The following is a 26,208-nucleotide window of genomic DNA, read 5'->3' on the forward strand; positions in this document are numbered from 1 at the left end:
TGATGTTTCGATGGATGCTTCCTGGCTTTATCGCATCGATGCCTTTGTCCTTTGCATGGGCCTTGCCGTCGCCATGCTGCTCGCTACCCTGGCGGGCACGGTACTGGCACGTCGTGCCAGAAGGCGCGGCATGCGGGATAATTCGATCCGTGCCGTCGAAGGTGGCCTGCTGGGTCTGTTGAGCCTGCTGCTGGCGTTTACTTTTTCGGGCGCCGCATCGCGCTACGACGCACGCGGCGCGATGATGATCGATACCGCGAACGCTATACGTACGGCGATCCAGCGTACCGAACTCTATCCCGACGATGCGGGAGCGGCGATCCGGGCCGACCTGGCGCGATACGTCGACGGGCACGTAGCGCTTTATCGCGCGGAGCAGGACCCGTCGACACGCGAAGAGATCGCGGCCCGGTTGACCGTGCTCGAAAACGATATATGGGAGCGGGTAGCAAAGCTCTCGCACGATCCTTCCAACACGCTGGCTACCGGCCAGATGTCCCCCGCGCTGGATCGCATGTTCGGTCTGTCGCATACGCGGCAGGTCGCGCTGGCCATCCATATTCCCGACGTCATCGTCCTGCTGCTGTTCGTGATGGCGACGGCTACCGCATTGACCAGCGGCTATGCCTCAGCGCTGTCCGGCGTCGTACACCCCTTCGGCCATCTGGGTTTCGCCTTGCTCACGGCACTCGTGGTCTACGTGACGCTGGATCTGGACCGGCCCGGACGCGGCATGATTCGCCGCGATGCGCAGGAACAGGCGTTCGTAACGCTGACGACAAGCCCCTGAGACGGCCACGAGCTACAATCGGCCCCGACTCAACGAATAACGATGCAGATGCGTAACCCTTTGCAGGAACAATTACTTAAGGCCGGCCTGACGACCAAGGGCAAGGTAGCCCAGGCGGTTCGCGAGCAGACGAAGCAGCGCCAGGGCAAGGCACCGGTCCCGCCGGCGGCGGAACAGATCGATGCGCAGCGCCTGAAAGCCGAGAAGGCCGAGCGCGATCGGGCCATCGAGGCCGAACGCAAAACGCAGGCCCAGGCAAACGAAGTGCGCGCGCAAATCCGCCAGATCATCGGTGCGCACAAGGTCAAGCGCGAGGGCGAACTGGAATACCGGTTCACCGATGGCGACAAGATCAAGACACTGCTGGTCAACGAAGCCCTTCGCGCACAACTAGCGAAAGGCGTCCTGGTCATTGCCCGCGACGACAACAGCTATGCGCTGCTGCCGCGCCCCGCCGCCGACAAGATCTACACGCGCGATGCGTCCGTCATCCTGCTAGACCACGGCACGCCCGGCGAAAGCACCAGCAACGAAGACGACGAGTATTACAAGCAGTTCCAGGTACCCGACGATCTGACCTGGTAACTACGCCGGCTTACGATTTCCGCGCCGCCGGCTTGCAATCGGCGGTGACCGCATCGGGCTGCTGCGTTACGCATTGCACGAAGTCGTCGGGAAGCCCTACCAGTTTCAGATCGTCGCCCGCCGCAAGCGAGAAGGTCCGGAACGAACTGCCATTGACGAACAACGCGTAGTGACATTGGCCCGACGCGCTATGCAGGCAATGAAACGCCGCCGTACCAAGATCGAGATCGGTGCGGCTGTCGAGTATGGAGTCGCCGTTGACGCTGGAGTTCACGACCATCGTGCGGCCGCGTCCATCCGTGCAACCCGCGAGCGACATCAGGCAATAAACGAATGCGACAAGGATGCGCATGACCTTTGCTCCCATCGATTGGCGCCCGCGCTACATCGCACGGAACAACGCCATGAACGGCTGGCTTACGCTCAGCGTTTCCGGCCGGTTGCGCAGTCGTAGCGCCCCCTTGCCGGTATCGTCGCGAATCACCGAGGCAATCTGCCGGAGATTCACGATCGTCGAACGGTGGATCTGGCGGAACATTCTCGGATCGAGCTGACGCAACAGGTCGCGAAGCGGCCGCGTCAGCAGTGCCTCGCCTTCCGCCGTCGCCACCAGCGTGTATTTGCTGTCCGCCCGGAAATACACGACGTCGTCGATCAGGATCAGGCGCGTTTCCCTGCCTGCGCTGGCGGTGATCCAGGTCAACGGCTCTTTCGCGGCATCCGGCTCCGGATCGTGCAGTTCGTTGGCAAGCGTCGCCAGCGCGGCCGGATCGCGACGTCCTTCCGCCAGCCTTGCGCGTACGCGGGCCAACGTGCGTTCCAGACGTTCGGCCGTGACCGGTTTCAGCAGATAGTCGATGGCGCCGCGATCGAACGCTTCGATGGCGTGCTGGTCGTAGGCGGTGACGAAGACGATCAACGTGGACGGACTGGCTTCCGCCGCGGCCGCAGCCACCTGCAAACCGTTCAGTCCCGGCATGCGGATATCGAGAAAGGCTATGTCGGGATGGTGCGTGGCAATGGCGTCGAGTGCTTCGCCACCGTCCTCGCACGACTGTGCGATATCCAGCGAAGGCCATGCGTCGCGCAACATACTGGCGAGCGCATCGCGCAGCAGCGCTTCGTCTTCGGCGATGATGCAATCAGGCATGAGCGACGCCCTCCTTCGTTCCGACCGGCACCGCGATCGTCGCGGCGACGCCATTCGGGAAGTTCGCGACGATGACGAAGGTCGCCGCGGCGCCGTAAGTCAGGCGCAGACGTTCGCGCAGATTCTTCAGGCCGATGCCCGTTCCCGCACCATCGCTGCGGAAGCCCAGGCCGTCGTCCGCCACGGTAAGCGAAAGCACGCCGTCCTGCCGCGTGGCGCGAATCCACACGCCGCCACCGCCGGTCTTCGGTTCGAGACCATGTTTGATGGCGTTCTCCACCACGGTCTGCAACATCATCGAAGGCAACGGATCGCTGCGCAGATTCGCAGGTACGTCGACGTGCACGGCCAACCGGTCGCCCATGCGCAGCCGCAGGATTTCGAGATAGGCCAGCGAACGGTCCAGCTCCTCACCCAACGTGGACAGCGATCCGTCGACGCGCGGCAAGGAACGGCGCAGGTAGTCGATCAGGTGCCCGAGCATCTCATCGGCACGGGGTGGGTCGATGCGCACCAGTTGCTGGGCATTCGCCAAGGTGTTGTAGAGAAAATGTGGCTCGACCTGGGCTTGCAGCAGACCAAGTTGCGCGACGGTCAGTTCTTTTTCGGTCGCGGTCTGTCGCGCTTCGGCCTGTTCGCGGCGACGACGCTCAGCGACACGACGCGCCATGGCACGGACGATCGCTTCGGCATTCTCGAGGCTCCCGCCACCGTCGGCGACGAACCAGTCGAACCATGCCCCATGCTCGGGTTCGCAGATAAGCGTGACGCTGCTGCTGCCGTCGCCCGGCGTGACCGTGGCCTGGAGCATGAAACGGTGCTCGCGCCGGCCTTTGCCTTTGCCAGCCGGCTGCTCACGGCTAAAGGGTTCGACCTGACGAATGCGGGCGCGAACCTGCAGGCTGTCGCGAGCACTTTCCACATGGGTAACGCGCGGCAGTTCGCGCACGGCGGCGTCGATAATGTCGAACGCTTCGTCCGCGTCGTACGGCACTTCGATATGGCGGCGCTGGCGGTTCGCCAGGAGGCTGCTGTCTTTGCGACCGGCAATCAGCTGTACGCGATGCAGGTGACTGGCCGCACGAATCAGCAGAAAGCCCAGCCATACGAAGCCAGCGGCGAACAGCACCCACGGCGGATCGCCGAACCAGCCGATGGCCAGCCACGCGATGATCGCGATGGCCATTGCCACCGCCCATGCGAACACGATCCGTGCAAGAAAAAACAGGCTGCTCATCCGATTAGCTCCCCCATCAGTTGCCGGCGAGCATAGCGCCGGTACCCGGGCAGGGAAGGCCTCTTCCGACGAAAGGCCCTTCAGGCGGGGCGAAACACCGTGTAACCCGACGTCCCTGGCAGCCACCCTCCCTGTAGGAGCCCGCTTGCGGGCGAAAGCCAACAGGGCGAGGAGGACGGATGCTCACCTCCGCGAGCCCGATCTACGGGCTGCGGATGTCACGCATGGCATCGCCGCTACGTTGGCTTTCGCCCGCAAGCGGGCTCCTGCAAAAGGCTCAGCGTGGCGCTGCAGCTGACTCAATCCAGCGACGATGGCGACCCGAAGAACCCGTAACGAACCTGTGCATCCGGCACGCCCAGCTCGCGCAAGTGGGACCGGATGGCCCGCATGAACGGCCTGGGGCCGAGGACGTATACGTCGACATCTTGCGTCGACGGCATCCATGTCGCCAGCAGGGCCGCATCGAGAAAGCCTGTTGCATCGGGCATGGGTGTCTCGCCGTCGTGTACTTCGTAGCAGTAATAGCGTTTCAACCGGGGATGATGCTCCGCCAGATCGTCGATCCAGTCGCGGAATGCATGAGCATCGCTGTGCCGTGCCGCGTGGATGAAATGAATCGGACGATCCGCGGCCAGCGCCGCCTGAAGCATCGGCAGGGTCGACGTAATACCCACGCCGCCACTGATCAGGACGAGCGGCTTCCCGCTATCGTCCAGCACGAAATCGCCCGCCGGGGGAAACAGTTCGACGGTATCGCCAGGATGCATGCAATCGTGCAGATACTTCGATACGACACCATTGGGACGACGCTTCACGCTGATGCGATAACGCTTGCCGTCCGCGACGGACGAAAGCGAATAGCTGCGACGCACTTCCACACCGTCGACGAACGCACGCAAGCCAACGTGCTGTCCGGGCTCGTGCGCGACGACCGCATCGCCGTCCGTCGGCTCGAACCAGAACGAGGTAATTTCATTGCTTTCGCGGATCTTCGCCATGACGGTGAATGAGCGTGCACCGCGCCAGCCGCCCGGACTATCGGCGACGCTGTCGTAAGCCGTTTTCTCCGCACCGACGAGAATGTCGGCCAGTTGGAAATACGCTGCGTGCCATGCCTCGATCACCGCATCGGTGGCGATGTCTTCGCCAAGCACCTCACGCATGGCGCGCAGCAGGCAGGCCCCCACGACCGGATAGTGTTCGGCACGTACCTGCAACGACACGTGCCTGTTGACGATCGTCGTCACCAGATCGCCCAGGTGTTGCAGCCGGTCGATATGCCGGGCATACATCAGCACGCCATTGGCGAGAGCTCGCTGCTGTTCGCCGCTTTGCTGGCTGGCCTGATTGAAATAGGGCCGCAGTTCCGGGTGATCGGTCAGAAGCATCCGGTAGAAGTGGGTCGTAAGCGCCTCGCCTCCGGCTTCGAGCAACGGAACGGTTGCCTTGACGATGGCGCGGTGTTCGGGAGAAAGCATGTCGTGATCTCAACAGGTGGATACGGGGCTGTATCAACGACCATGCCAAGCACGTGCCACGTATCCGCTCAATGACTTATCCGTCGACCGGGTCGTTCTGACCGGGTCAGTGGCCAGGTCGGCGAGACTCCTGACAACGTCGTTATGACCTCATTGTCGTCAGGCCAGCGGCCGTATCCCCTTCGCCACCTCGCGCTAGCTTTGTCCAAGACCCTATCGCGGGCATCCCGCACCATGCGAAACGCCACCCGCACGCCACACCGCCTGGAGAGCCCCATGAGCACCGGACTTGCCGCACTCACCGCCATCCATACGCTCATCAGCTTCGTCGCCATCCTTCTCGGGATCGGCGCCATCGCCAGTCTGATCGGCAAGCCCCGCGCCGTGGGCTGGACCACGTGGTTCCTGGCGTTCGCCGTGGCCACCAGCGTCACCGGCTTCTTCTTTCCGTACCATGGTTTCACGCCGGCGATCGGCGTCGGCATCGTTGCGCTGATCGTCCTGGCCGGTGTGTACGTGGCGATGCGGGTCGCCAACCGCGGCGGATTCTGGTGCTGGGTGTACGCGGGCGGCATCGTCGCCAGCGAGTATTTCCTGGTTTTCGTACTGGTCGCCCAGGCCTTCGCCAAGGTGCCGGCCCTGCATGCGGCGGCGCCCACCCAGCAGGAGCCGCCCTTTGCCGTGGCACAGCTGGTAACACTATTGGTCTTCGTCGTCCTTGGTGTCATGGCCGGACGCAGGTCCCGCCGGCTGGCATAACGCATGACCTGCGGGAGCGTTGAGGGTATGGTCGTTCCTGCGCCCTGACCGTAGCGGGGACGACCTTCCGCTCAGGGGAGCCTGCGATGAAACTGTTGGGATCGGCGAGCCTGCTTCGTGCGCGTGACGGCCACGAGGCGAAAGTCTCGAACATCGAATTATTTTTCGACCTCGTCTATATGTTCGCGGTCACCCAGCTGTCGCACCATCTGCTTACGCACATGGATGCCGTCGGCGCATTGCAGACGCTGGTCCTCTGGTTCGCCGTCTGGCTGGGCTGGCAATACACCTCCTGGGTGACCAACTGGTTCGATCCCGAACGGCTTCCCGTCCGTGTACTGATCATTGCGATCATGCTCGTCGGTCTGGTGATGGCCGCCTCCATTCCGGAAGCCTTCGTCGGACGCGGCCTGGCTTTCGCCGCGTGCTACGTCACGATCCAGGTCGGACGCACGCTGCTCGTCCTGCTGCACCTGGGGCGCGATCATTCGCTCGCGGCCAATTTCCGGCGCATGCTCGTCTGGTTGTGCATTGCCGCCGTGTTCTGGATCGCGGGCGCGTTCGCGACCGGCAGCACCCGCATGATGTTCTGGATCGTCGCTGTACTCTGCGAATACATATCGCCCATGACCGGCTTCCGCCTGCCCTTTCTTGGCCGGTCGAGTACGCGCGACTGGACCATCGAAGGCGGACACCTGGCCGAACGCTGCCAGCTGTTCGTGATCGTTGCACTCGGCGAATCCGTCCTCGCCGTGGGCGCGAGCTTCGCGCATGTCGCATGGGACATGCCGATCCTGATCGCCCTGCTCACCGGCTTCATCGCCAGCGTCGCCATGTGGTGGCTGTACTTCGACACCAGCAGCGGCGACGGAAGCGAAACCATCGTGCGCTCGACGGATCCCGGTCGCGTAGGCGCGTACTTCCACTATGTGCACGTCACGTTGGTGGGCGGCATCATCGTTGGCGCGGTGGGCAACGACCTGATCGTCGCCGAGCCCGCGGCGCATTCGGAGCCAGCGGCACTCGCCGTACTGGTGGGCGGACCGGCGCTGTACCTGATCGGAAACCTGGCTTACAAGGCCGTGGTTTACGGTCGCGTACCGCTATCGCACCTCGCAGGACTCGCCGCGTTGGCGGTCGTCGCCGCACTGGGCAGCCTTACCGACCATCTCATGGTCGGTGGACTCGTTACCCTGGTTCTTGTCGGCGTCGCGATATGGGAATCGTGTTCGCGGCGAATGTTTAGCCAGCAAGAAAAAACTTGACGACCACTCGCGTACGGCTGTGTTAGCTTGGTGAATTCCTGCATTGCCGCTCTCGTCATTTGGCCACCCGAAACAAAAACGACCATGTTCCGGCGGACGATCCTACCTTGACGACGCGGGATGCCGCGACGTTACTTGGCGTCTCGGTCAGCACGGCGCAGAAGTGGATCGAAAGCGGGGATATCGCTTCGTGGAAAACACCGGGGGGCCACCGTCGAATACGGCGAAGCGCCGTACTCGGGCTGCTCGACGAGCGCACTGCCGGCGGCACCCAGGCAACGGATATCCACAAACTCGTTACCGACGTATCCACCGAACTGCATCCCCTGGACGAACCCGGCTATCCGGTATCCGATGAAGAGAAAGCACGCCTGCGCGCCGTTGCACGCACCGGCCTGCTCGACACGCCCGCCGAACCCGCATTCGATCGCATCACCTGGCTGGCGGGTCTTATCGTGGGAACGCCGGTCTCGCTGCTGACCTTGCTGACCGGGCAACGGCAATGGTTCAAGTCGCGCCAGGGCACCGAGATGCACGAGACGCCACGCGACTGGGCCTTCTGCGATCACGCCCGCTCCGACAACGGCGTACTCGTCGTCGAAGACGCACGCCAGGACATTCGCTTCGCGAACAACCCCCTGGTGACCGGCGATCAACACATCCGTTTTTACGCGGGATACCCGGTCCGGTCGCCCGACGGGCATACGGTAGGCGTCCTGTGCGTACTGGACCGCAAACCGCGCTCGCTCGATGCGGTGCAGGATCGCGGCATGCGCGCGCTGGCCGCCATCGCGAACGACGCGATCCGGCTGCGGATGGTCGAGCACGGGACGTCATAAGCCGCCACACAGCGCATACACAATAATTTGGCGCACAATGCCGCGGCTACCACCCGTCATGGAGTTCGTTATGCGCCTGAACGCTATCGCTATCCTGATTGCCCTCGCCCTGCCAGCCTCCGCCATGGCTTCGCCCCCGGCGAAAACGGCCGGCGCGGCACCGGCTTATGTCACCGCCGCCGTGAACGACCCGGACCGCAAGGACGACGCCAAGAACGACGCCCGCCGGAAAGTCGCCGATCTGGCCACGTTCGCGGGTATCAAACCCGGTCAGCGCGTCGCCGAACTGATCCCCGGCAGCGGCTATTTCACCCGCGTCTTCAGCGGCATCGTCGGACCGCAAGGCCGCGTCTTCGCCATCTGGCCCACCGAGTACGCCAAGGAAGCCCAGTCCGACGTCGACGGCTCGAAGGCCCTGGCGGCGAAGCCGCACTATGCCAACGTCGTGGTGCTCGTGCAGCCCGCGGCGGCCGTGAGCCTGCCCGAGCCGGTGGACGTGGTGTTCACCTCGCAGAACTATCACGACTATCCCGATCCCTTCATGGGCAAGGTCGACCTGGCCGTCTTCGACAAGCAGGTATTCGACGCCCTGAAGCCCGGCGGCACGTTCGTCGTCGTCGACCATGTGGCCGAAGCCGGTTCGGGTCTTCGCGATACCAATACGCTGCATCGCATCGACCCGGCGCTGGTGCGCAAACAGGTCGAATCCGTCGGTTTCGTATTCGACGGCGAGAGCGATGTGCTGCGCAATCCGGCCGACACGCACACCGTCAAGGTGTTCGACCCGTCGATCCGGGGCAAGACGGATCAGTTCGCTTACCGGTTCAAGAAACCGGCGAAGTAACGCTTCGTACCGCTACGACCCCTGCCAGGGGTCGTAGCTTCCGAACCACCACAGGTGGCCTTCCGGATCGCGTGCGCTGTAGCCCGCGCCGCCGTAATCCTTTTCGGCATAGTCGTCCACGATCGTGGCCCCTACGGCTTTCGCCGTTTCGTAGTGGGCTCGACAGTCGACGACGGTCACGCAGGCACACTGCGTTTCTTTTCCTCCGATCTCGTCCGGCTGGATCACGCACTGGCCGAAATCCGTATCCGGGCGCACCGAACCGAGCATGATCATGCCGGCTCCATAGGTCAGCTGGGCGTGCTGCACATCGCCCTTCTCGTCCTCGTAAACGGCCTGGCGCTCGAAGCCGAACGCGCGACACAGGAAGTCGATGGCGGCATGCGCATCGCGATAGCGCAGACAGGGAATGATGGTGCTGCCGTTCTTCATGGGGTTCTCCGGCTTGGGTTTCGTTGAGCCGATCCTGCGCCATGGAGCACGCGGCGTATTGTAGTTTTTCCGGACGTCAGGCCAGTGGCACGTGATTGATGTGTTCGCCCCGGCGGCGCAGGTAATCGCCAGGAGTCATTCCCGCGAAGGAACGGAACTCGTGGACCAGATGCGCCTGATCGCAGAAGCCGCCATCGGCGGCCACTCCGGCCCAGTCCACTGCGCGGCCATGGCCAAGGGTCGCGATGACGACGCGGAAGCGCTGGAGCCGTGCGTACCGCTTCGCACTCAGTCCGACCTGCGCGCGGAATAGCTGCCCGAAGCGCTGTGACGACAGTCCGGTAGCGGCGACGACATCACCGATCCGGACGACCGCCGGATCGGCGTCCAGCAGACCCAGCGCCCCGCAAATGACGTCGCTGGGCCCCGTTCCCCGCGCCCTGGCGATCAGCCACGCCTGCAATAACGCAATGCGTCGCGCCGGTTCGACCGTGTGCAGTAGGCGCTCGCGCAGTGCCCGCGCCGATGCCCCGCAGACCGCGTCCAGCGCGACATCGGTGTTGCTCAGGACATCGAGGTCGGTACCGAAGAACGGCCACGCGCCTCCGGGCCGGAACACGATACCCATCACCCGCTGCTGTTCATGCGTGTCGATAACGAAACTGCGCGTGTACGGGCCGCTGACCACGCTACCCGCCGAGCGCGTGCATGAAACACCCAGATCGTCCGCATAAACGCGGGTTTCGTCTTCCAGGAGATTGAGGATCAACGACGCGCCGGGAGCGGGAAGGATGCGTTCGAAGGCATGCGCCACGGGCGCGCAGTCATAGTCCCAGATCGATTCGATCAGCGAGTCGAAAGGCTTTGGCGGTACGTGGTGGACGAAGCCCATGGCGTGGCGCGTTCCGGGTCCGGCGATGCCCCAAGATAGCCCTTCGCCATCCGGGTCGCCAAGGGGGAGTGAATCGGCACGAGGACTTGTTAAGCTTCCCCGATCAGACAGGGCGGGAAACCATGAAAGTCGCAATCGTAGGCTACGGAACGGCCGGGCAAGCGGCTGCCCTGTTTTTGTCCGCGCAGGGTCACGACGTCACCGTCTTCGAAAAGAGTCCCGTACTCGGTCCGGTGGGCGCCGGATTCCTTCTCCAGCCGACGGGCCTCGCCGTGCTCGCGCGACTCGGCCTGCACGAGAAGGCGCTCGCACTCGGGCAACGCATCGACGAATTGCACGGCGCCACGCCGCGCGGTCGCCCCGTCATGGCCATGCGCTACCGGGACCATCGCGACGATTGCTTTGGTGTCGGCATGACGCGCGGCGCGCTGTTCGAACTGCTCCGCGAGTCGTGGCCGGGTGCCGCAGCGATACGCACCGGCGTATACATCGAGTCCTATGACGCCGATGCGCATACGCTGCGCGATAGCGAAGGGTCTATCCACGGTCCGTACGAGCTCGTCGTCGCTGCCGACGGCGCGCATTCGGCGTTGCGTGCCGGCTGCGAAGGGCACGTAGCCCGCGAGACCATTTATCCGTGGGGCGCCGTGTGGTGCCTGCTACCCGCCGACGACTGGCCGACACCGACCCAGCTTCAGCAGCGCTATTCCGGCACGCGCTCGATGATCGGCATGCTTCCGGTAGGCAAGCGACCGGGGCACGAGGGCAACTGGGCAACATTCTTCTTCAGCCTGCCCGGCGAGGCGGTGGATCGTTTCGACGACGAGGCCGTGGCCGCCATGCGGGACAGCATCACCGCTATCTGGCCCGAACTGGGGCCGCGCGTCGCCCATCTCGTCAGCGCATCGCAATTGCAGAAGGCCCGCTATCGCGATGTGGTCCTTCGCTGTCCGCACCATGCACGCATGGTCGTGATCGGCGACGCCGCACACGCGATGAGTCCGCAATTGGGTCAGGGCGCCAACATGGCACTCCTCGACGCGGCCGCACTGGCCGACGCACTGGCGGATCATGGCGATGTCGACAAGGCGCTCGATGCTTACCGGCGCGAACGACGCGGTCATGTGCGCACGTATCAGTACATGAGTCGCTGGCTCACGCCGCTATTCCAGTCCGACCACGGCCTTCTTGGCTGGTGGCGCGACGCGTTCTTCGGTCCGATGGGAAAACTCCCCGGGGCGAAGTCGCCGATGCTGAAAATCCTGACGGGCGAGGCAAGTTTTCCCCGTTCGAAGCGGCGTCGATCCTGAGAGATATTCTCGGGACGACGCAGCATCTTCTCGAACGAAATTGCGACATATCAATTCATGTCTCATTAGCGCGAGCGCGGTGACGATGCGCGCTGAAAGAGGCGTGCTCGTGCCAACATCGGCCGCCGTCTTTACCTGGTACCGAACCGACTAAGGACATGGATCGATGTACGGAAAACTCTCTCGGATCGGCTTTGCCGCATCCGTTGCAATGGGACTGACTGTCCTGGCATCGATTCCCGTACATGCCCGCGCCTCGGATCGAGCGGAAGGCATCCGCGAAGAGCGGACGGACAAACACGGTGCCGGCACCCAGGTATTCAACCTTCAGCTGCAGGGTGGCGGCTCACAGCGCGTGCTCTACACCTCGCCGGCGCGACAGCGCGCCACGCTCGTAATGCTGCCGGGCGGTTCGGGCGACGTGGGCATCGAGTCCGACGGAGACGTCCGTCATGGCGATAACTTCGTCGTGCGAACAACGCAGGACTGGATCGATCGCGGCTTCGCGGTGCTGATACCCGATGCACTCGATCACGACAACCTGCGCGGCTTGCGAAGCTCGCCGGAATACGCATCGCTGGTAAGCGATCTGGTCGCCGCAGCGCATGACCGCGCCGACGGCCCGGTCTTCCTGCTGGGAACCAGTCAGGGCTCGATCGCGGCAATGAATGGCGCGGCACATGCCCGCGAGGGAAGCATCGCCGGCGTCGTACTCACCGAATCCGTCTCCATCATGGGCGGAAGCCACGAAACGGTCTTCGATGCCGACCCCGCGCGAGTGCGCATCCCCGCGCTGGTCGTCGCCAACCGCAGCGACCAGTGCGACGTCGCTCCACCCGGCGAAGCACCGCACATACTTGCTTCCATGACGCATTCGCCCGACAAGCGAATCATCTACGTCGAAGGCGGAGAGCAGAAATCCAAAAAGGCATGCGGCTCGCTGACGCCGCATGGCTATTACGGCATCGAGCAGACGGTTGTCGGCGAAATCGCGAATTGGCTTCTTGCGCATGTCGAAGATACATCCGGGAATCGCACCAAATAACATCTCGATTTCAGTGCATTGGAGTGATGTCTATGCGAACATCATCCCGCCGTTCGTACAGGGGAGGACGGTCAAGCTGTCGATGTCTTCGCGCTCCGCAGTACTTAAGGGAGGGCAGCGCGTGGCTATCCCCTGTCGGTCGAAAACTGGATTTTCAATCACCATCGGGGGCAGGACATGATTCATAAGTACATCGCCGCGGCAATCGTTGCCGTGGTTCTTGTCGTGAGCGGTTGCGCGAGCGTCCCCATGGCAAACAAGGGGGCCGATGCCGAAGCCAAGCAATTCGCTCCCATCGCGGATAAGGCTACTGTCTATATCTATCGCGATGAAATCATGGGTGCGGCGATCAAGATGCACCTGCTCGTCGATGGCGCCGCCGTCGGCGACACGGCCGCGAAAACCTACGTCCAGATTTTTCTCTCTCCCGGACAGCATGTCATTACGTCGAAAGCTGAAAACGACACAACACTCTCCGTCGATGTGCAGGCCGGTCGTTCGTACTACGTCTGGCAGGAAGTGAAAATGGGCATTTTGTACGCCCGTAGTGCGCTGCACCTGGTCGACGAGAGTAAAGGTCAGACAGCAGTACGAAAGTGCGACCTGGTCAGGCCCGCGGATCCATCGCTGCATGCGTCCCCAAGCATTGCGCGCGTACCAGCACCGGAAGCAATGCAATCCGTTACCGATAACAGTCAGTCACCTACACCCATCATCGACACGCCCGTCAGTGCGGGCGCGACGGCCCCGGCGACGGGTGGTCCCGCAAGCCTCGATCCGCGTGTCACGGTACCGATGTTCAACGCTGCGCAGGATGTCGCCGCGGTGCATCAGTGCGATCGCATGATTCGCGTGGAAAGCATAGAGGGTGAGCATGCGCGATTCTTCACATCATGCCCGTCCACAACCGCTCGTCTGGACATTGAGTGCAATGGCAATCGATGCATCGACGTGAACTAGCGCGATAGATGATCGCGTGACGTCCGACTGACGGAACGCTTAGATATGCTATGAAATTCTGAAAATGGTCGCGATCAACCCGAAACGAGAAAGTCGCTGACTGGCTCAAGATTGATTTCCGGAAGACGTTCCGCGATTGCCGCTTCTATCTGGGCAATGGCGGATACGTCCGCAGGAACGCCTGAGAACGCAAGCTCCCGGGCTTCCTTGCTCGGCCATTGCGCGTAGCTATACCAGACGCCGTCCTCCCCCTTGTGCAAACGGGACCCGAGCGAACCGCTCCGGGTAAGGAGGCCTTCGGATATGCGCGACCACGCTTCCACGAAACTCTCTTCCATGCCGGCATGCACCCGCCAGCGATAGAGCACGACAAAGCCGATACGCGGCATCACTGTCGTACTCCCCGAAGCACCCAAGATAGTCACTGCCTAGACTGGCCATCATCGCCCCAACGCCACTTAGGCGGCTCTCCTTTGAGCCAGCACACGGCAACGAAGATGCCCGAGGCAACAAAAATGCCTGCGACAAATTCACCGGTATGAATACCCGGCGGGAAGAACCATTTAATCAGGGCAAAAGAAACGACGTAAGCGGCGATCACAAACCAGCCCTGCCATCGAGTCGGAATTCCCCAACCCCATCCGTACTTCTTGGCGGGAAACCAATAGTCTTTCTCGCCAGACATGGCATCTACTCCAGAAGAGCGGGTCGGCAACGAGCCTGAATCCAACGGTCGCAGCTTGCTGGTCCGACTGCCCGATTGCAATCTACGTCAATAGTCAAAAACGGATACGGAGATAGTTAACTCATCTATGCTATCTCCGCCCCTTTTGAAAGCACGTCCGGGAGGTCTCATGCTAAACAAGCTTGTAGGTCTTACGCCGTTGTTCCAGGTATTCGATATGCCGACGGCACTGGCTTTCTACCGTGACAAGCTGGGCTTCGATGTCGTTTCGGCATCACCCGTTGTCGAAACGCCGGAAGGTCGCTTCTCCCATTGGATGTGGCTACGTTCGGGAAACGTCGATCTTATGCTCAACACAGCTTACGATTCCGGCGAGCGGCCAAGCGAGCGCGACGCATCAAGGATCGCCGCGCACTCCGACACATGCTTGTTCATCGGATGCTCGGATCTCGATAGTGCCTACGCCGCGCTCATTCAAACGGGTTTGACGATCGAGCCCCCGGCAATGTCTGGATACGGCATGAGGCGATTCAGCCTGCACGATCCAGACAACTTCGAACTGGTGTTTCAGGAGGCCTGATGTGGCCTCATCCGCTTTCGTCCCAGAGCGCACGTTCCTTCAGTACCCAACGGAAATCCATGAGGGGAACCGATGAAGAAAATTGATTTGGCGGAAGCTTTCGTCGCCATCGGTCTTAGCACGGCAGCTCTATCGTGTCAGGCGACAACAAAGCCCCTGAAGGATCAGATGTGCGCTCCCCTTAGAGCATTTGTCGCATCGGTCAAAGCGGACGAAACCAGAAAACTTGAGTTCCATACCTCATGGGGCCAGAACTTCAAGGACTCGACGGATTACGCATTCCTGGCGAAACGTTGCATACATGACAGCTACGCACCTGCTAAAGCAGTCTGTGACCACTTGATGGAGTACGGTGCCATTGAGTTCTCCGGCAACAATGCAACGCGCGCAATCGCCTGCTTGTCGCCTGGCACTCATTTTGGCTGGCCCTTCCAGTTGGATCGTGTAGAGGTAAGCTTTCCGTACGGTAGCGAACAACGCGGTAGCAACGTCACGATCCAATTCGATAAAGACAGCGAGCTGGGTGGAATGGTCCTGAAAATCACAGCGGACGGATACTGACCCTTCTGCCGCGAGCAAAGACGACGCTAAAGACTGTTACGTTTCCGGATGCATCAGACGCTCGTTGAGGTGCTTTGCCCTATCCACAACCGATTCCGTCCGGATCGTCGATGCGGAATTATGAAGCCTGACTATCTTCGCCGAACTACGGAGCCTCGTAAATCGGCCCGCCCCATCCATCGAAGTACTTTGGCAGTTCGTCGACAATGTCGACAATCCTATGGCGATAGAAAAGATGCATCGTCGGGCGAATGTCGTTCGGCAAATCGCCGCCTGCCGCCCGGGCGACGATGCTGTTGGGAAGGACGCGCATAGCCAATCGGTTCGTACCAAAAACCGTTTCGCCGCACTCCTTGCAATAAGTTCGCGATAGCTGCTTTGCCGGATGCGGATAAGTTGCCACGCTGCGGCTGTCGACGATGACCTGCGCCGCGTCCCATGCCGTTGCCGACAACATCGACGTGCCGTAGAAATCCCGGCACGATTCGCAATGACAGTAAGCTCTCGCCACCGGCAGGCCGTTCAGTTCGATGTTGACGGTGCCACACAAGCAGCGCACGAATTGCGGGACGGTCATTTACTATTACTTGTATTCGGCATCGGAACGCGAGGATTGTCGACCATGTCATTGAATGGCTCAATAGACGGATGAAAAAGCCCACGCTGCCCGTACAGAATGACTTTCCTCCGGGTTCGTCCTTTGCGATCAAGGAATTCGACGTCCCGCTCGTTCACATTCCTGGGAAGGGTTGGTTCAACTGGTTTGGTGGCACGCCCCGGCCTTACGACGCAACGTGGCTTAAAGTCGACAATCACTGGGCCGCCGATTCCTTCGAAGCATGGGTCGCGATCATTGCCGACTCCCTCTGAACCGCTGATGGCGATACTTACCGGGACGAATCCGCGACTTGCGTAGGGCTTAATCCAAGCACGCGCCGCATGCAGCGGGCCATGTGGCTCGAATGTGCGAAGCCTGTTTCCAGCGCAATATCCGTCAGACTCATTCCTCCTTCGAGCAGGCGTATCCGTGCGCGTTCTACGCGCCGCTCAAGGACAAAACGATGAACCGGCATACCCACCGCCTGTTTGAACAGCGGCTTGAAGTGCGACAGGCTGAATCCCGCTACACCCGCAAGTTCGGCGAGCGTGAGGTCTTCGTCGAGATGCGCTTCGATGTACTCGATCACGTGACGCAACCGCCATGCCGGCAGCGCGCGACCCGGCTTGGACGTCGACGCTCCGCGACGCGATTGCAGTGCAAGCAGACGCGCGGCGAGGGCCGAGGCGAGGCTGTCCGCGAACAACCGTCCTCCCGGATACGCATCGTGATCTTCGGCCTGCATCATCCAGCCGATCCGTTCGATCTGGGGATCCCGGATATGAATCGAAGGGGCGAGTTCCGCGTCCGGCGAGCGCAGGCCCATGGCGTCCGCGGTGTCCCGAAAGAGCGAGGGCGTCAGGCGGAGCAGCAACGATCGTGCGGGTCGCGATACGGTCCAGCGAGTACTGGACCGCGCGGGCACGACGCAGAACTGGCCATGGAGTCGGACGCCTTGCCGCTCGTAGTTGCCTGCGCGGTAAGAGACCGGAACCGGGTTGCCGAGGTGAAGACAAAGAACGTGACGGTCGTCCACCGGCGAATCGAACAATCCCGGGGGAACGGGTGAGGTAAGTACATCGAGCAGCGGCAAGCGCTCCCGAGCCACGCTCGACAGCAGCGCGGCCGGGGGGCCGGGGTAGCACGAAGGGCGGTCGGTCATTGGCCGATCCTTCTACTCGCCCGGGGGTTTTGCAAGTGCTCCAGTCATCCGCCTGTGCCCAGCGGCAGCCGTTTGTGCGAGCGGTCCTGGGGGCGGCGGTGCCAGCATGCTTTCACGCGACGGCATTCGCTCGCATGGAGACCCGATAGTGAAACGTAGACAGTTCCTGGCATTGACCGGCGCCACCGTGGCCGCCGCTGTCGTCGGCGCGAACATATCGCGCGCGGCTCCCTATCTCGGTGCGGCGGGCGCCGGTGCCGCACATCCCACGGATGCGGCGGCATTTCGCGCGGCGCGACGTTTCGCCGACCTCCCCTTCGGCAAAATCGCCTATGTCGAGCGCGGTTCGGGCGACGCGGCTCTGTTCTTGCACGGCGCACCGCTCAATGGTTTTCAATGGCGCGGTGCGCTCGACCGGTTGTCTCCCTTCCGCCGGTGCGTCGCACCCGATTTCATGGGCCTTGGATACTCCGAGGTTCCCGAGCAGCAATCGCTGAGGGCGGACGCACAGGTGGCCATGCTTGCCGCATTGCTCGACACCCTCGCGATCTCCCGCGTCGATATCGTCGCCAGCGACAGCGGCGGAGCGGTCGCGCAATTGTTCGCGGTCCGCTATCCCGGGCGTGTGCGGACGATGCTTCTGACGAACTGCGACGTCGAGCCCGATAGTCCTCCGCCCAAGGTCAAACCCGCCATCGAGATGGCACGCGCGGGAACACTCGCGGATGCCACCGCCAAATGGCTGACCGATAAAGCGTTGGCGCGCTCGACGTTCGGTGCGGCCGTCTATCGCGACCCCAGTCGTTTTGCCGACGAGACCATCGAGTACTACGTCACACCACTCGTCAGCTCGCCGTTACGCAGGGCGCAATACCATGCGTTCCACATCGCCCTGGAGCCCAACCCGCTGGCGGGTATCGAAGCGTCGCTCAAGCGCAGCACCGTGCCGGTGCGGATCGTGTGGGGCGCAAGCGACGACATCTTCTCGCAGGCGGACGCCGACTATCTCGACCACACGTTTCCACGGTCGCAGGGCATCCGCCGCGTGCCTGGAGCGAAGCTGTTCTTTCAGGAAGAATTCCCCGACATCATTGCCGAGGAAGCGAAACGGCTGTGGCGAATCGGTTGAAGACCGGATCAGTCGGCGTAGCGGCCGATCGTTTCATTCAACAACTTTTCCAGCGATACCCACGTCTCATCGAGGGCATCGATTCCATTCGCCTCGGCGCGTAATTCCATGGCCTGGCAGGCTTGTGCGGCATCTCTTTCACCAAGCATGAAAAGCACGCCCTTCATCGCATGTAGCCGGTCGAGAAAAGCGACACTGTCGTGTCGGCTCAACGCGTCGCGCATGGCCTGAACATCGTGGGTTCCCGATTCGACAAATGCCCGTCGCACCTTCTCCGAGGGCTTGCGTACCGGCGGCGCTGCCTGTGTCGTTTCCCGGGCAAGGTCAGGTACGTGGCGCGACATCGCCGCATCGAGCTGATCCAGCGAAATGGGTTTCAGCAGCAGGTCGGTAATGTCGGCTTCCTTGCATCGCTGTTTTTCGCTGGACAATGCCATGGCGGTGATGGCGAGAATCGGAGACGTCTCGCCGCGCTCGCGCAACGCGCGGGTCAGGTCATAGCCATTCATGCGCGGCATGTTGATGTCCGTCAGTACGGCATCGTAGAACCCGGGTTTCCACAGGCGCAGGGCATCTTCCCCGTCCTCGGCCAGGTCGGCATGGAAGCCGAGTTCGTCGAGCTGCTCGAGAATCAGTTCGCGATTCACCGGATGATCGTCGACCAGAAGCACCCTGCCCCTCGACTTGCTGCCGGCACGTTTTTTCTCGAAAGCCGTGACATCGTCGTTCGTTACCGGCGCTGTCATATCGCCATGCAGAATCGCCGTCAGCAAGGTATCGCTTGAGTAGCAGGAGACGTGCCACCCATCGTCGTGCAACATCGGCAATAGCGGTCCGTTCGCAAGGGCGCGAATAACATGCCGTGCGTCTGCAACAAGCATTCGCTCGTCCTCGCCGCTCCAGGCCTGTTGCGCGCCAAATATCAGCAACGCGTCGGCACGACGGAGCCATGCCGCATCGAAATCGGACGGCTGTCCCGCCACGACGACATCGGCACCCCGGGATTCCAGCACCGCGGATATCTCGGTACGCCACTCCGCCGCACCGGAAAGCAGGGCGATATGTTTCCCGGCAAGCTGTCTGTCGGGAGGCGCCGCATGGGGATCACACCCGACCGGCACGTCCAGCGTGAACACGCTGCCAACACCCGGCGTACTCCGCGCATCGATGGAACCACCGAGCAACTGCGCCAGCTCGTGGCACAACGCAAGACCAAGACCGCTACCGCCGAAACGTCGCGAGATACTGGCATCGGCTTGCGAGAACGGTTCGAACAAGTTAGCCAGTTGCTCTTCGGACATGCCGATACCGGAATCGACCACCTCGAATCGCAGGCGCGTCCGGGTATCGGACGGGGCACTCGCAAGCGATGCGCGAAGGCTGATTCGCCCGGACTCGGTGAACTTCACCGCGTTGCCCAGCAGATTGTTGAGGACCTGCCGGATGCGATGGGCATCCGCGATATAGCCCGATGCCAACGCGGGATCGATCCCGAAGTAAAGCTTCAATCCATTTCGCTGTGCTGCCGGTGCGAACAGCAACGTGACCTGCTCGATCAACGGCCTCAGCTTGAACGGCACAGGATCGATATCCAGCTGCCCGGCTTCGATTCTGGAAAAATCCAGCACGTCGCTGATGATGCCGAGCAATGCATCGGCGGACAGGCGCACGCGGCCCAACCGTTCGCGCTGTGCGGCTTCAAGCTTCGAACGGGACAGCAGTTCCAGATGACCAAGCATGCCATTGAGCGGCGTGCGGATTTCATGGCTCATGGTGGCCACGAATGTCGACTTCGCGCGACTGGCCGCTTCCGCCGCCAGCTTTGCCTGCTCGGAATCGTGGCGGGCCTGTCGCAGATGCGCTTCCACACGCGATGCGTCGGCAAGTGCCGGCGCGAGCACCCGTCGATCGATCCGCAGCAACAAGAGCCACAGCCCCGCCAGAATCAGCGCGGTTGCCGTCGCGGCCAGCGCCAGGTGTTCCCACAGATCCGCGAGCACCTGTCGCCAGGTATAGATGTGGACAATCGACCAGTCGACACCCTTGAGTCGATCCGCCACCAGAAACGTACCGCCACTGCGACGAAATACCGGACCGGATGGCCACAACGACCAGAGATCGGCCGACCGCAGCAATGCCTCGATCTGCGCCGGCGTGGTATCGGGCTGGCTGCGATCGATAACGACTTCGCCGTCATGGGTGATCACGACAAATTCCGAGGTCGACATCGCCTTCAGACTATCCCTGATCCTGTCCGCCGACTCGAAGGCCACCCTGCGAAAGTAGACGTTTCCATCCACCGCCATCGTCATCGTGCTCGCCAGCGAAGGCTCGCCGGTGACAGGGTTATACGCAAAGTAGAACGATATCTGGCCGCTGCGGGCCGGCACGACTTCATTCGATGTCGCCGGTTGTGCTGGGGTATCGTGGACCAGCCTGGCGAAGGCCTGTTCCCGCGTGGATACTTTCAATGCATCGAGCAGTTGCGCCTCGTCGCGCACGCCGGTCACCGCGAACAGCGAGCCACCCGGCTCGTATCCATACGCCACGAGCGGGCTGGGCGACTCAATCGCTGCGATGGTGGACGAGGTATAGGACGAGTATTCGTCGATCACACCCAGATACGCCGCCAGACGTGTCGAAGGCAGCGCCCCGCTGCCATGTCCGAGCACCAGCCAGGGGATGGCGGATTCGCTGGACTGAACGGTAAGGCTTTCGCCCTGGACGGCGAACTGTTTTGCCAGCGGCTCGCCGGTCTGGATCAGGTAGGTCTGGCGGTCGTGCCATAGCGCATTGTTGGCAAACAGACTGGCGCTATAGCCATGACTTCTCTGCAAGAGGAACGCATTGACCGCGGTCCTGCCGTCCTGAAATATCTGCCGTTGGCCGTCGTGATAGTCGGCGATGCCGAGCAGGCAGCTGCCGATGGCCGCGAGCAGGATCAGCAAGGTCAGCAGACCGCCTCCCCCATAAAGCAGCCGGCGCTGGTGCCGACGCAGCGATTCCAGCTGGCGATGGCCATCTTGCGCGACCACGGAACCGGACGGCTGACGTTCGTTTTCGGTCTGGCTCATCGATAACCCGCGGTTGGCTGATGCAAAGCCGTGCCCTGGCAATCTATATGATTTCGTGGCCGCCGGTTAGCCGCCGTTCGCGACGTAACCTGCAAAAAGAGACCCGGATGCATGGCATCCGGGTCTCCTGTCGCAACGCACTTACCAGGTGAAGCGTATACCGGCGTTGGCGGTGAAGCTGTCACGCTGGGCGTTCTTCGTCGCACCGACGCCGACCTGATAACTCGCCGAGGCATAGATGCCGAGGTTGGTCGTCAGACGTGCCGTTACGCCACCGGACACTTCCACGCGGCTCGCGGTCGACAGCAGCGGCGCACTGTCCGTACCGGAATACACCGTCGTGGCGCGTGCGCCCCGGTCGTGCCAATAGTTCACCGCGACATACGGTTCCCAACGCGCACCGCTGCTCGTATCGACCTGCCACTTGCCACGCAGGCCCACTCGACCGCTGGTGCCCTGGGTCGTACCCAACGCCACGGAACCGGCGGCGTCTTTCTCCTCGCCGAAGCGTACCTGCTGCCATACCGCCTGCACCTGCGGCTCGAGCACGAAGCTTGAACCCAGTTGCGGCATGGCGAAGGGATATCCGAACTCCAGCGAGCCCATGAAGCCTGTGCCACTGGGGCTGAGGCGCGTCGAATCCGTACTGGCTGTGCCGCGATAGGTCGAGGCCTGCACCACACCGTCGAGATACCAGCCGCTGCGACCGTAGTGTGTCCAGTACGCGCCTGCCGAATTGGCTTGCAGGTTCACCGAACCGGTGCGCTGCATCTCGTAGTTGGTAGCGGCGTCGTTGGTCACCAGGCCGCGCACTCGTACATCGGCGTTGCTGTGCGCAAGGTATCCGCCAAAGCGATAGCCACTACCGTCGCTCGACGTGCTCTGCCACAGATCGGCACCGACCTGCAGACCGGACAGATTGCCCTTTGCACGCGGCGCGGCGAACGCGCGGTAGGTGTTGTCGATATTGCTGGCGAATACGCGCGTCCACACGGCCGGACGCGAATCGTCGCGAGCCGGTGCCGGCTGCATCAGTGCACTGTCGCCAGTCCGCTGTTGCATCGTGCCCAGAGTCAGCATGCCCAGTTCGCGTGCGATCGGCTGGATGACGCCATAGGTAGCGATTTCCGGCCCGATGATCGGGTACGAACCCGGCGGCAGCGGCGGCTGCACCGGATTGGGATCGAGGACCAGATCCGGTGGACCGGGTGGGGTCGTGGGATCGGGTGCGCCGGGATCGACGGGGGTCACCGGATCGGGGCCGATCGGATCGACCGGCTTAACCGGATCGACGGGGTCCGGCACGACGAACTGATTACGCAGATACCAGTTATCCGGATTCGTGCCGGCAAGATCGCCGCGGAACAAACGATAGCTGCTCGCGCCGCTACGTGTCTGACCTTGCAGCGCAAAAGCATTGGTATCGGTCGTGCCGCCGTTGGTTGCCGCGATCACGAGGATGCCGTCATTAAAAGTCTGGCCGATCGTTGTGCTGGTGTTGTGCAGCACGACGTTGGTGGTGCCGCTGGCATTGCCGCCATCGATCACCAGCTTGCTCGACGGCGAATCGTCGGTGCCAAGGAAGCTGTTGAGGGCAAGCCGCCCGTTATTGCCGACATAATCGCCCTGGATCGTCAGCGTGCCGTAGGTCGTGTCGCCGGCAATCGCATTGCCCGGCCACAACGTGCCCTCGTTGTACACATTGCCGTGAATGACGCCGAAGCCCGACAGCGTCGCGCCAGCCGCCACGCTCGTATCGGACTGGATCGAGCCGCCGATCGACAGCGTGCCGCGCTGTACCTGCGTCGCGCCGGTATAGGTCTGGTCGCCGGAAAGATTCAGCGTACCCAACCCCAACTGGGTCAGTCTGCCCGTACCGCTGACGGCGTTGGAGAACGTCACGTCGTCGGCGCGATTGAACGCCAGCGTGCCGCTGTTGGCGACGTCGCCGAGCACACTGCCCGTGCTGCCGCCGTTGCCGAGCTGCAAGGTACCCGCGTCGATCGTGGTGCCGCCCGTATAAGTGTTATTGCCGGCCAGCACCGTCGTACCCGCGCCGATCTGTTCCAGCGCGCCGGCGCCGGAAACCGTGCCAGGCAGGAGCGACGCGTCCGCACGATCGGTGCGCAAAGTCGTACCCGATGCCAGCACGACATCGCCGACGATGCTGCCGCTGGTGCCACCGTCGCCCAGATGAAGATGACCGGCATTGACCTGCGTCGTGCCGGTATACGTGTTGTCGCCGGTCAGCACGGTGGTGCCGCCGCCGTTCTGCCACAGGCTGCCCGTACCCGACATCTGGCCCGACTGTGTCACGGTGTCGGCCCGGTCGATGGTCAGGATGCCGTTGTTGATCGCATCGCCGACGATACCGCCGGTCGTACCACCGTCGCCCAGTTGCAGGATGCCGCCACTGATCAGGGTGCCGCCGGTATACGTGTTATCGGCGGTAAGAACGGTGGTCCCGGTGCCTATCTGCGCCAGCATGCCCCGGCCCGACACTGTACCTGCCAGCGTGACGTTATCCGAGCGACCGATCGCCAGCGAACCATTGTTGACGATATCGCCGACGATACTGCCGGTCGTACCACCAGAGCCAAGCTGCAACATACCGCCGTCGATGACGGTACCGCCCGTATTGGTGTTATCGGCGGTCAATACCGTCGTGCCACCCATCTGCTGCAAGCTACCCGTGCCGGACACCTGACCCCGAAAGATTGTGCCTCCGGAAAAATTGAAGGCCAGCGTGCCGTTGTTGACGACGTCGCCAACGATGTTTCCCGTGCTGCCGCCATTGCCCAACTGCAATGTACCGGCCGCGATGGTGGTACCGCCGGTATAGGTCTGGTTGCTGGCCAGCACGGTGGTGCCAGTACCGACCTGCTCGAACGAGCCCGCACCCGAAACGATGCCTGGCAGCAGGGAGATATCCGAACGATCGACGGCCAACTTCGTGCCCGCGGTCAGCGAAACATTGCCGGCCACACTACCGCTGGTGCCACCATTGCCGAGCTGCAAGCCACCGGCATTGACCAGCGTATTGCCGGTGTATGTGTTGTTGCCAGTCAGAATGGTCGTGCCCGTACCGGCCTGCACCAGCGTGCCCACCCCAGAGATCGCACCCGCCAGGGTTGCCGCGTCCGAACGGTTGATCGTCAACTGCGTGTTGTTGACGACGTCGCCGGCGATGCTACCCGTGGTGCCGCCGTTGCCGACGACCACGTCACCGGCATTGATCTGCGTGACGCCGTCATAGGTATTGTTTCCCGTCAGGGTCAGCGTGCCCGCACCTTGCTTGATCAGCTGGCCATTGGCACCGGTGAGAGCGCCCGCCAGTGTCACGTTATTGCCGTTGGTATCGAGCACGGCGCCGTTGCTTCCCAGCGCATTGAGGCGCGTGGAAATATCCAGCGTATTGCCGGTGGCCCACTGCAAGCCGCCGCCGTCGAGCGTGATCCCGCCAGTGCCAAGATTGGCGCCGGTCTGAAAACGAATCAGGCCCTCATTGACGGTGGTGCCGCCTGTGTACGTATTGTTCGCGGTCAGCATAAGCGTACCGGTGCCTGCTTTGTTCAGCGTGCCACCAGCACCGCTGGTCACGCCACTGACAGTCATCAGCGCATTGGCGCCGTCGACCTGGAAGGTATGCGTGCCCGCCGCAGCCAGAACGATCGGTACGTTCACCGTCATATCCTGACCGTTGGCATAGTTGCCGAGCACGCCGTTGTTGAAATTGATGACACGCGTGGCGGTACCGGCCCCCGCGACGACCGATCCGGCGCGCAACGCGCCGCCGTTGAGGTTGATCGTGGACGACACCGTGCCGGTGGTGCCTGTGCGAACGCCCACAGTCACGGTATTCGCAAGGACGGTGCCGCCTCCACCGATGTTCAGGCGGGCGGTCGTATTGCCTGCACCGGATGTGCTGGTTCGTTGACCCAGCAGAATCGTATTGGCATCCAGCACGCCCTGACCCAGGGAGAACGTACCGGTCGCTGGGTTCGTGCCGAAGACCGAGGTAGCGATCGTGAGTGCATCTACTTTCGCATCCAGAATTCCGCCGGTGAAATCGGCCAGACCGACGGCTCCACTGTAGTTACTATTCGAGCCGGTCGCGATATTCCAGTTGCTGACTGCACTGATGCCGTCGGTGCCACGAATTTTTACCGTGCCGCCGGAAATTCCATCCTGAAAGTTCAGCGTGCCGTTGGTCTGATTGGTACCAATCGTGATCTGATCCGCATTGATCGTATTGGTCTGACCCAGACGTACCGTGCCTTGGTTGGTAGCGGGTCCTTGTACCGTACGGCTCGTGTCGGCTACGCCAAACGACGATGCGGTAATGACATTGGTGCCGGAGGCGAGGTTGAATGTGGTGTTGCTGACGCCCGTGGTGTTCGCCGCGCCACCCGTGGCACGGCCACTCGCGCTGAAGACAGCGGTGGGGCTGTCGAACACGAAATTGGTCAGGCCACTCATGTCCAGGTTCTGCACGGTATTGCTGGCCGTGCCGCCAATGCGGAAATCGCCACCGTTGTAGATCAGCGTGCCGCCCGTGCCGATGATGGTTCCGGTAGCGCCATTGCTGACTGTCAGGCCGTCGATGACGCGTGTATCGCTACCGATATCGACGGTGGAACCACTAGGGAAACTGATGGTATCGGCATGCACCTGTGCCATGGCTACGCCAGCCAACAGAAAGCTGACGGCAAGCGGCGTGAGGCGGCGCCGGTTCATGCGAGTGCGGCTCTTGGCCAGTTCGGACGCAACCACCCATTTACCGGTAGCGGCGTTCCAGACGATGCGATAGATGGTGTTCATTCGTATTCC

The 26,208-nt window shown here is 62.2% G+C and carries 25 protein-coding genes; 13 read left to right on the forward strand and 12 right to left on the reverse strand.

Translation table 11 applies throughout. From position 1 onward, the window contains the following. The first annotated feature begins 10 nt into the window (after positions 1 to 10). On the forward strand, positions 11 to 790 hold the full coding sequence (locus EC912_RS07775; RefSeq protein ID WP_132142559.1) for a hypothetical protein: 780 nt from the start codon (positions 11 to 13) through the stop codon (positions 788 to 790). 48 nt (positions 791 to 838) lie between these two features. Next, entirely contained in the window at positions 839 to 1,375 is a 537-nt protein-coding gene (locus tag EC912_RS07780; protein WP_132142880.1) for a DUF2058 domain-containing protein, read from the forward strand. A 10-nt stretch (positions 1,376 to 1,385) separates the two neighbouring features. Here the strand turns inward: EC912_RS07780 and EC912_RS07785 are convergent, their stop codons facing one another. The 4 genes from EC912_RS07785 to hmpA all read right to left on the reverse strand — a co-directional run bounded on the left by EC912_RS07785 (position 1,386) and on the right by hmpA (position 5,243). After that, on the reverse strand, positions 1,386 to 1,727 hold the full coding sequence (locus EC912_RS07785) for a hypothetical protein (RefSeq protein ID WP_132142560.1): 342 nt from the start codon (positions 1,725 to 1,727) through the stop codon (positions 1,386 to 1,388). Positions 1,728 to 1,757: 30 nt separating this feature from the next. Continuing rightward, the gene (locus EC912_RS07790) at positions 1,758 to 2,525 is read right to left on the reverse strand and encodes a LytR/AlgR family response regulator transcription factor (protein ID WP_132142561.1); all 768 of its coding nucleotides are present in this window, start codon (positions 2,523 to 2,525) and stop codon (positions 1,758 to 1,760) included. Further along, positions 2,518 to 3,762 (reverse strand): sensor histidine kinase, encoded by a 1,245-nt coding sequence (locus tag EC912_RS07795; protein ID WP_132142562.1) that lies wholly within the window; start codon positions 3,760 to 3,762, stop codon positions 2,518 to 2,520. Before EC912_RS07795 ends, EC912_RS07790 begins: the two co-directional genes overlap by 8 nt. A 299-nt stretch (positions 3,763 to 4,061) precedes the next feature. Further along, positions 4,062 to 5,243 (reverse strand): NO-inducible flavohemoprotein, encoded by a 1,182-nt coding sequence (hmpA, locus tag EC912_RS07800; RefSeq protein ID WP_132142563.1) that lies wholly within the window; start codon positions 5,241 to 5,243, stop codon positions 4,062 to 4,064. Positions 5,244 to 5,519: 276 nt separating this feature from the next. On the opposite strand from hmpA, the gene EC912_RS07805 reads away from it, so the two are divergent. The 4 genes from EC912_RS07805 to EC912_RS07820 all read left to right on the forward strand — a co-directional run bounded on the left by EC912_RS07805 (position 5,520) and on the right by EC912_RS07820 (position 8,950). Further along, on the forward strand, positions 5,520 to 6,002 hold the full coding sequence (locus EC912_RS07805) for a hypothetical protein (RefSeq protein WP_132142564.1): 483 nt from the start codon (positions 5,520 to 5,522) through the stop codon (positions 6,000 to 6,002). 86 nt (positions 6,003 to 6,088) lie between these two features. Beyond that, a complete protein-coding gene (locus EC912_RS07810; RefSeq protein WP_132142565.1) occupies positions 6,089 to 7,267 on the forward strand; it encodes a low temperature requirement protein A in 1,179 nt (392 codons plus the stop codon). Between the two features lie 107 nt (positions 7,268 to 7,374). Beyond that, positions 7,375 to 8,106 (forward strand): helix-turn-helix domain-containing protein, encoded by a 732-nt coding sequence (locus tag EC912_RS07815; protein WP_207906783.1) that lies wholly within the window; start codon positions 7,375 to 7,377, stop codon positions 8,104 to 8,106. A gap of 70 nt (positions 8,107 to 8,176) precedes the next feature. Then, a complete protein-coding gene (locus EC912_RS07820) occupies positions 8,177 to 8,950 on the forward strand; it encodes a class I SAM-dependent methyltransferase (protein ID WP_132142567.1) in 774 nt (257 codons plus the stop codon). A 12-nt stretch (positions 8,951 to 8,962) separates the two neighbouring features. Here the strand turns inward: EC912_RS07820 and EC912_RS07825 are convergent, their stop codons facing one another. Both EC912_RS07825 and EC912_RS07830 read right to left on the reverse strand, forming a co-directional pair. Next, positions 8,963 to 9,382: a VOC family protein gene (locus EC912_RS07825; RefSeq protein WP_132142568.1), complete on the reverse strand. Its 420-nt coding sequence runs from the start codon at positions 9,380 to 9,382 to the stop codon at positions 8,963 to 8,965. Positions 9,383 to 9,458: 76 nt separating this feature from the next. Next, positions 9,459 to 10,274, reverse strand: coding sequence for a helix-turn-helix domain-containing protein (locus tag EC912_RS07830; protein WP_132142569.1), 816 nt, complete (start codon positions 10,272 to 10,274; stop codon positions 9,459 to 9,461). A 122-nt stretch (positions 10,275 to 10,396) separates the two neighbouring features. On the opposite strand from EC912_RS07830, the gene EC912_RS07835 reads away from it, so the two are divergent. The 3 genes from EC912_RS07835 to EC912_RS07845 all read left to right on the forward strand — a co-directional run bounded on the left by EC912_RS07835 (position 10,397) and on the right by EC912_RS07845 (position 13,589). Then, positions 10,397 to 11,584 carry an FAD-dependent oxidoreductase gene (locus EC912_RS07835; RefSeq protein WP_132142570.1) on the forward strand — a complete coding sequence of 396 codons (1,188 nt, stop codon included), beginning with the start codon at positions 10,397 to 10,399 and terminating at the stop codon, positions 11,582 to 11,584. Positions 11,585 to 11,750: 166 nt separating this feature from the next. Further along, positions 11,751 to 12,629, forward strand: a complete 879-nt coding sequence (locus EC912_RS07840) for an alpha/beta hydrolase (protein WP_207906784.1) — start codon at positions 11,751 to 11,753, stop codon at positions 12,627 to 12,629. Positions 12,630 to 12,806: 177 nt separating this feature from the next. Then, entirely contained in the window at positions 12,807 to 13,589 is a 783-nt protein-coding gene (locus EC912_RS07845) for a DUF2846 domain-containing protein (protein WP_132142571.1), read from the forward strand. A gap of 74 nt (positions 13,590 to 13,663) precedes the next feature. Here the strand turns inward: EC912_RS07845 and EC912_RS07850 are convergent, their stop codons facing one another. After that, positions 13,664 to 13,978, reverse strand: coding sequence for an antibiotic biosynthesis monooxygenase family protein (locus tag EC912_RS07850; RefSeq protein ID WP_132142884.1), 315 nt, complete (start codon positions 13,976 to 13,978; stop codon positions 13,664 to 13,666). Positions 13,979 to 14,010: 32 nt separating this feature from the next. Next, positions 14,011 to 14,274, reverse strand: coding sequence for a hypothetical protein (locus EC912_RS07855; protein ID WP_132142572.1), 264 nt, complete (start codon positions 14,272 to 14,274; stop codon positions 14,011 to 14,013). A gap of 169 nt (positions 14,275 to 14,443) precedes the next feature. On the opposite strand from EC912_RS07855, the gene EC912_RS07860 reads away from it, so the two are divergent. Beyond that, positions 14,444 to 14,854: a VOC family protein gene (locus EC912_RS07860; protein WP_132142573.1), complete on the forward strand. Its 411-nt coding sequence runs from the start codon at positions 14,444 to 14,446 to the stop codon at positions 14,852 to 14,854. 72 nt (positions 14,855 to 14,926) lie between these two features. Then, positions 14,927 to 15,415 (forward strand): hypothetical protein, encoded by a 489-nt coding sequence (locus tag EC912_RS07865; protein WP_132142574.1) that lies wholly within the window; start codon positions 14,927 to 14,929, stop codon positions 15,413 to 15,415. Positions 15,416 to 15,560: 145 nt separating this feature from the next. Here the strand turns inward: EC912_RS07865 and EC912_RS07870 are convergent, their stop codons facing one another. Next, on the reverse strand, positions 15,561 to 15,992 hold the full coding sequence (locus tag EC912_RS07870; protein ID WP_132142575.1) for a GFA family protein: 432 nt from the start codon (positions 15,990 to 15,992) through the stop codon (positions 15,561 to 15,563). Between the two features lie 71 nt (positions 15,993 to 16,063). On the opposite strand from EC912_RS07870, the gene EC912_RS07875 reads away from it, so the two are divergent. Continuing rightward, a complete protein-coding gene (locus EC912_RS07875; protein ID WP_132142576.1) occupies positions 16,064 to 16,285 on the forward strand; it encodes a hypothetical protein in 222 nt (73 codons plus the stop codon). Between the two features lie 17 nt (positions 16,286 to 16,302). Here the strand turns inward: EC912_RS07875 and EC912_RS07880 are convergent, their stop codons facing one another. After that, on the reverse strand, positions 16,303 to 17,175 hold the full coding sequence (locus EC912_RS07880; RefSeq protein ID WP_132142577.1) for an AraC family transcriptional regulator: 873 nt from the start codon (positions 17,173 to 17,175) through the stop codon (positions 16,303 to 16,305). A gap of 148 nt (positions 17,176 to 17,323) precedes the next feature. Between EC912_RS07880 and EC912_RS07885 the strand changes: the two genes are divergently transcribed. After that, positions 17,324 to 18,304, forward strand: a complete 981-nt coding sequence (locus tag EC912_RS07885) for an alpha/beta fold hydrolase (RefSeq protein WP_132142578.1) — start codon at positions 17,324 to 17,326, stop codon at positions 18,302 to 18,304. Between the two features lie 8 nt (positions 18,305 to 18,312). Here the strand turns inward: EC912_RS07885 and EC912_RS07890 are convergent, their stop codons facing one another. After that, complete coding sequence (locus tag EC912_RS07890; RefSeq protein ID WP_132142579.1) at positions 18,313 to 21,378, reverse strand: hybrid sensor histidine kinase/response regulator; 3,066 nt, start codon at positions 21,376 to 21,378, stop codon at positions 18,313 to 18,315. 141 nt (positions 21,379 to 21,519) lie between these two features. After that, entirely contained in the window at positions 21,520 to 26,199 is a 4,680-nt protein-coding gene (locus tag EC912_RS07895; RefSeq protein WP_132142580.1) for an autotransporter outer membrane beta-barrel domain-containing protein, read from the reverse strand. Between the last annotated feature and the right edge of the window lie 9 nt (positions 26,200 to 26,208).

This window comes from Luteibacter rhizovicinus, from assembly GCF_004342265.1.
GTDB classification, from domain to species: Bacteria; Pseudomonadota; Gammaproteobacteria; order Xanthomonadales; family Rhodanobacteraceae; genus Luteibacter; species Luteibacter rhizovicinus_B.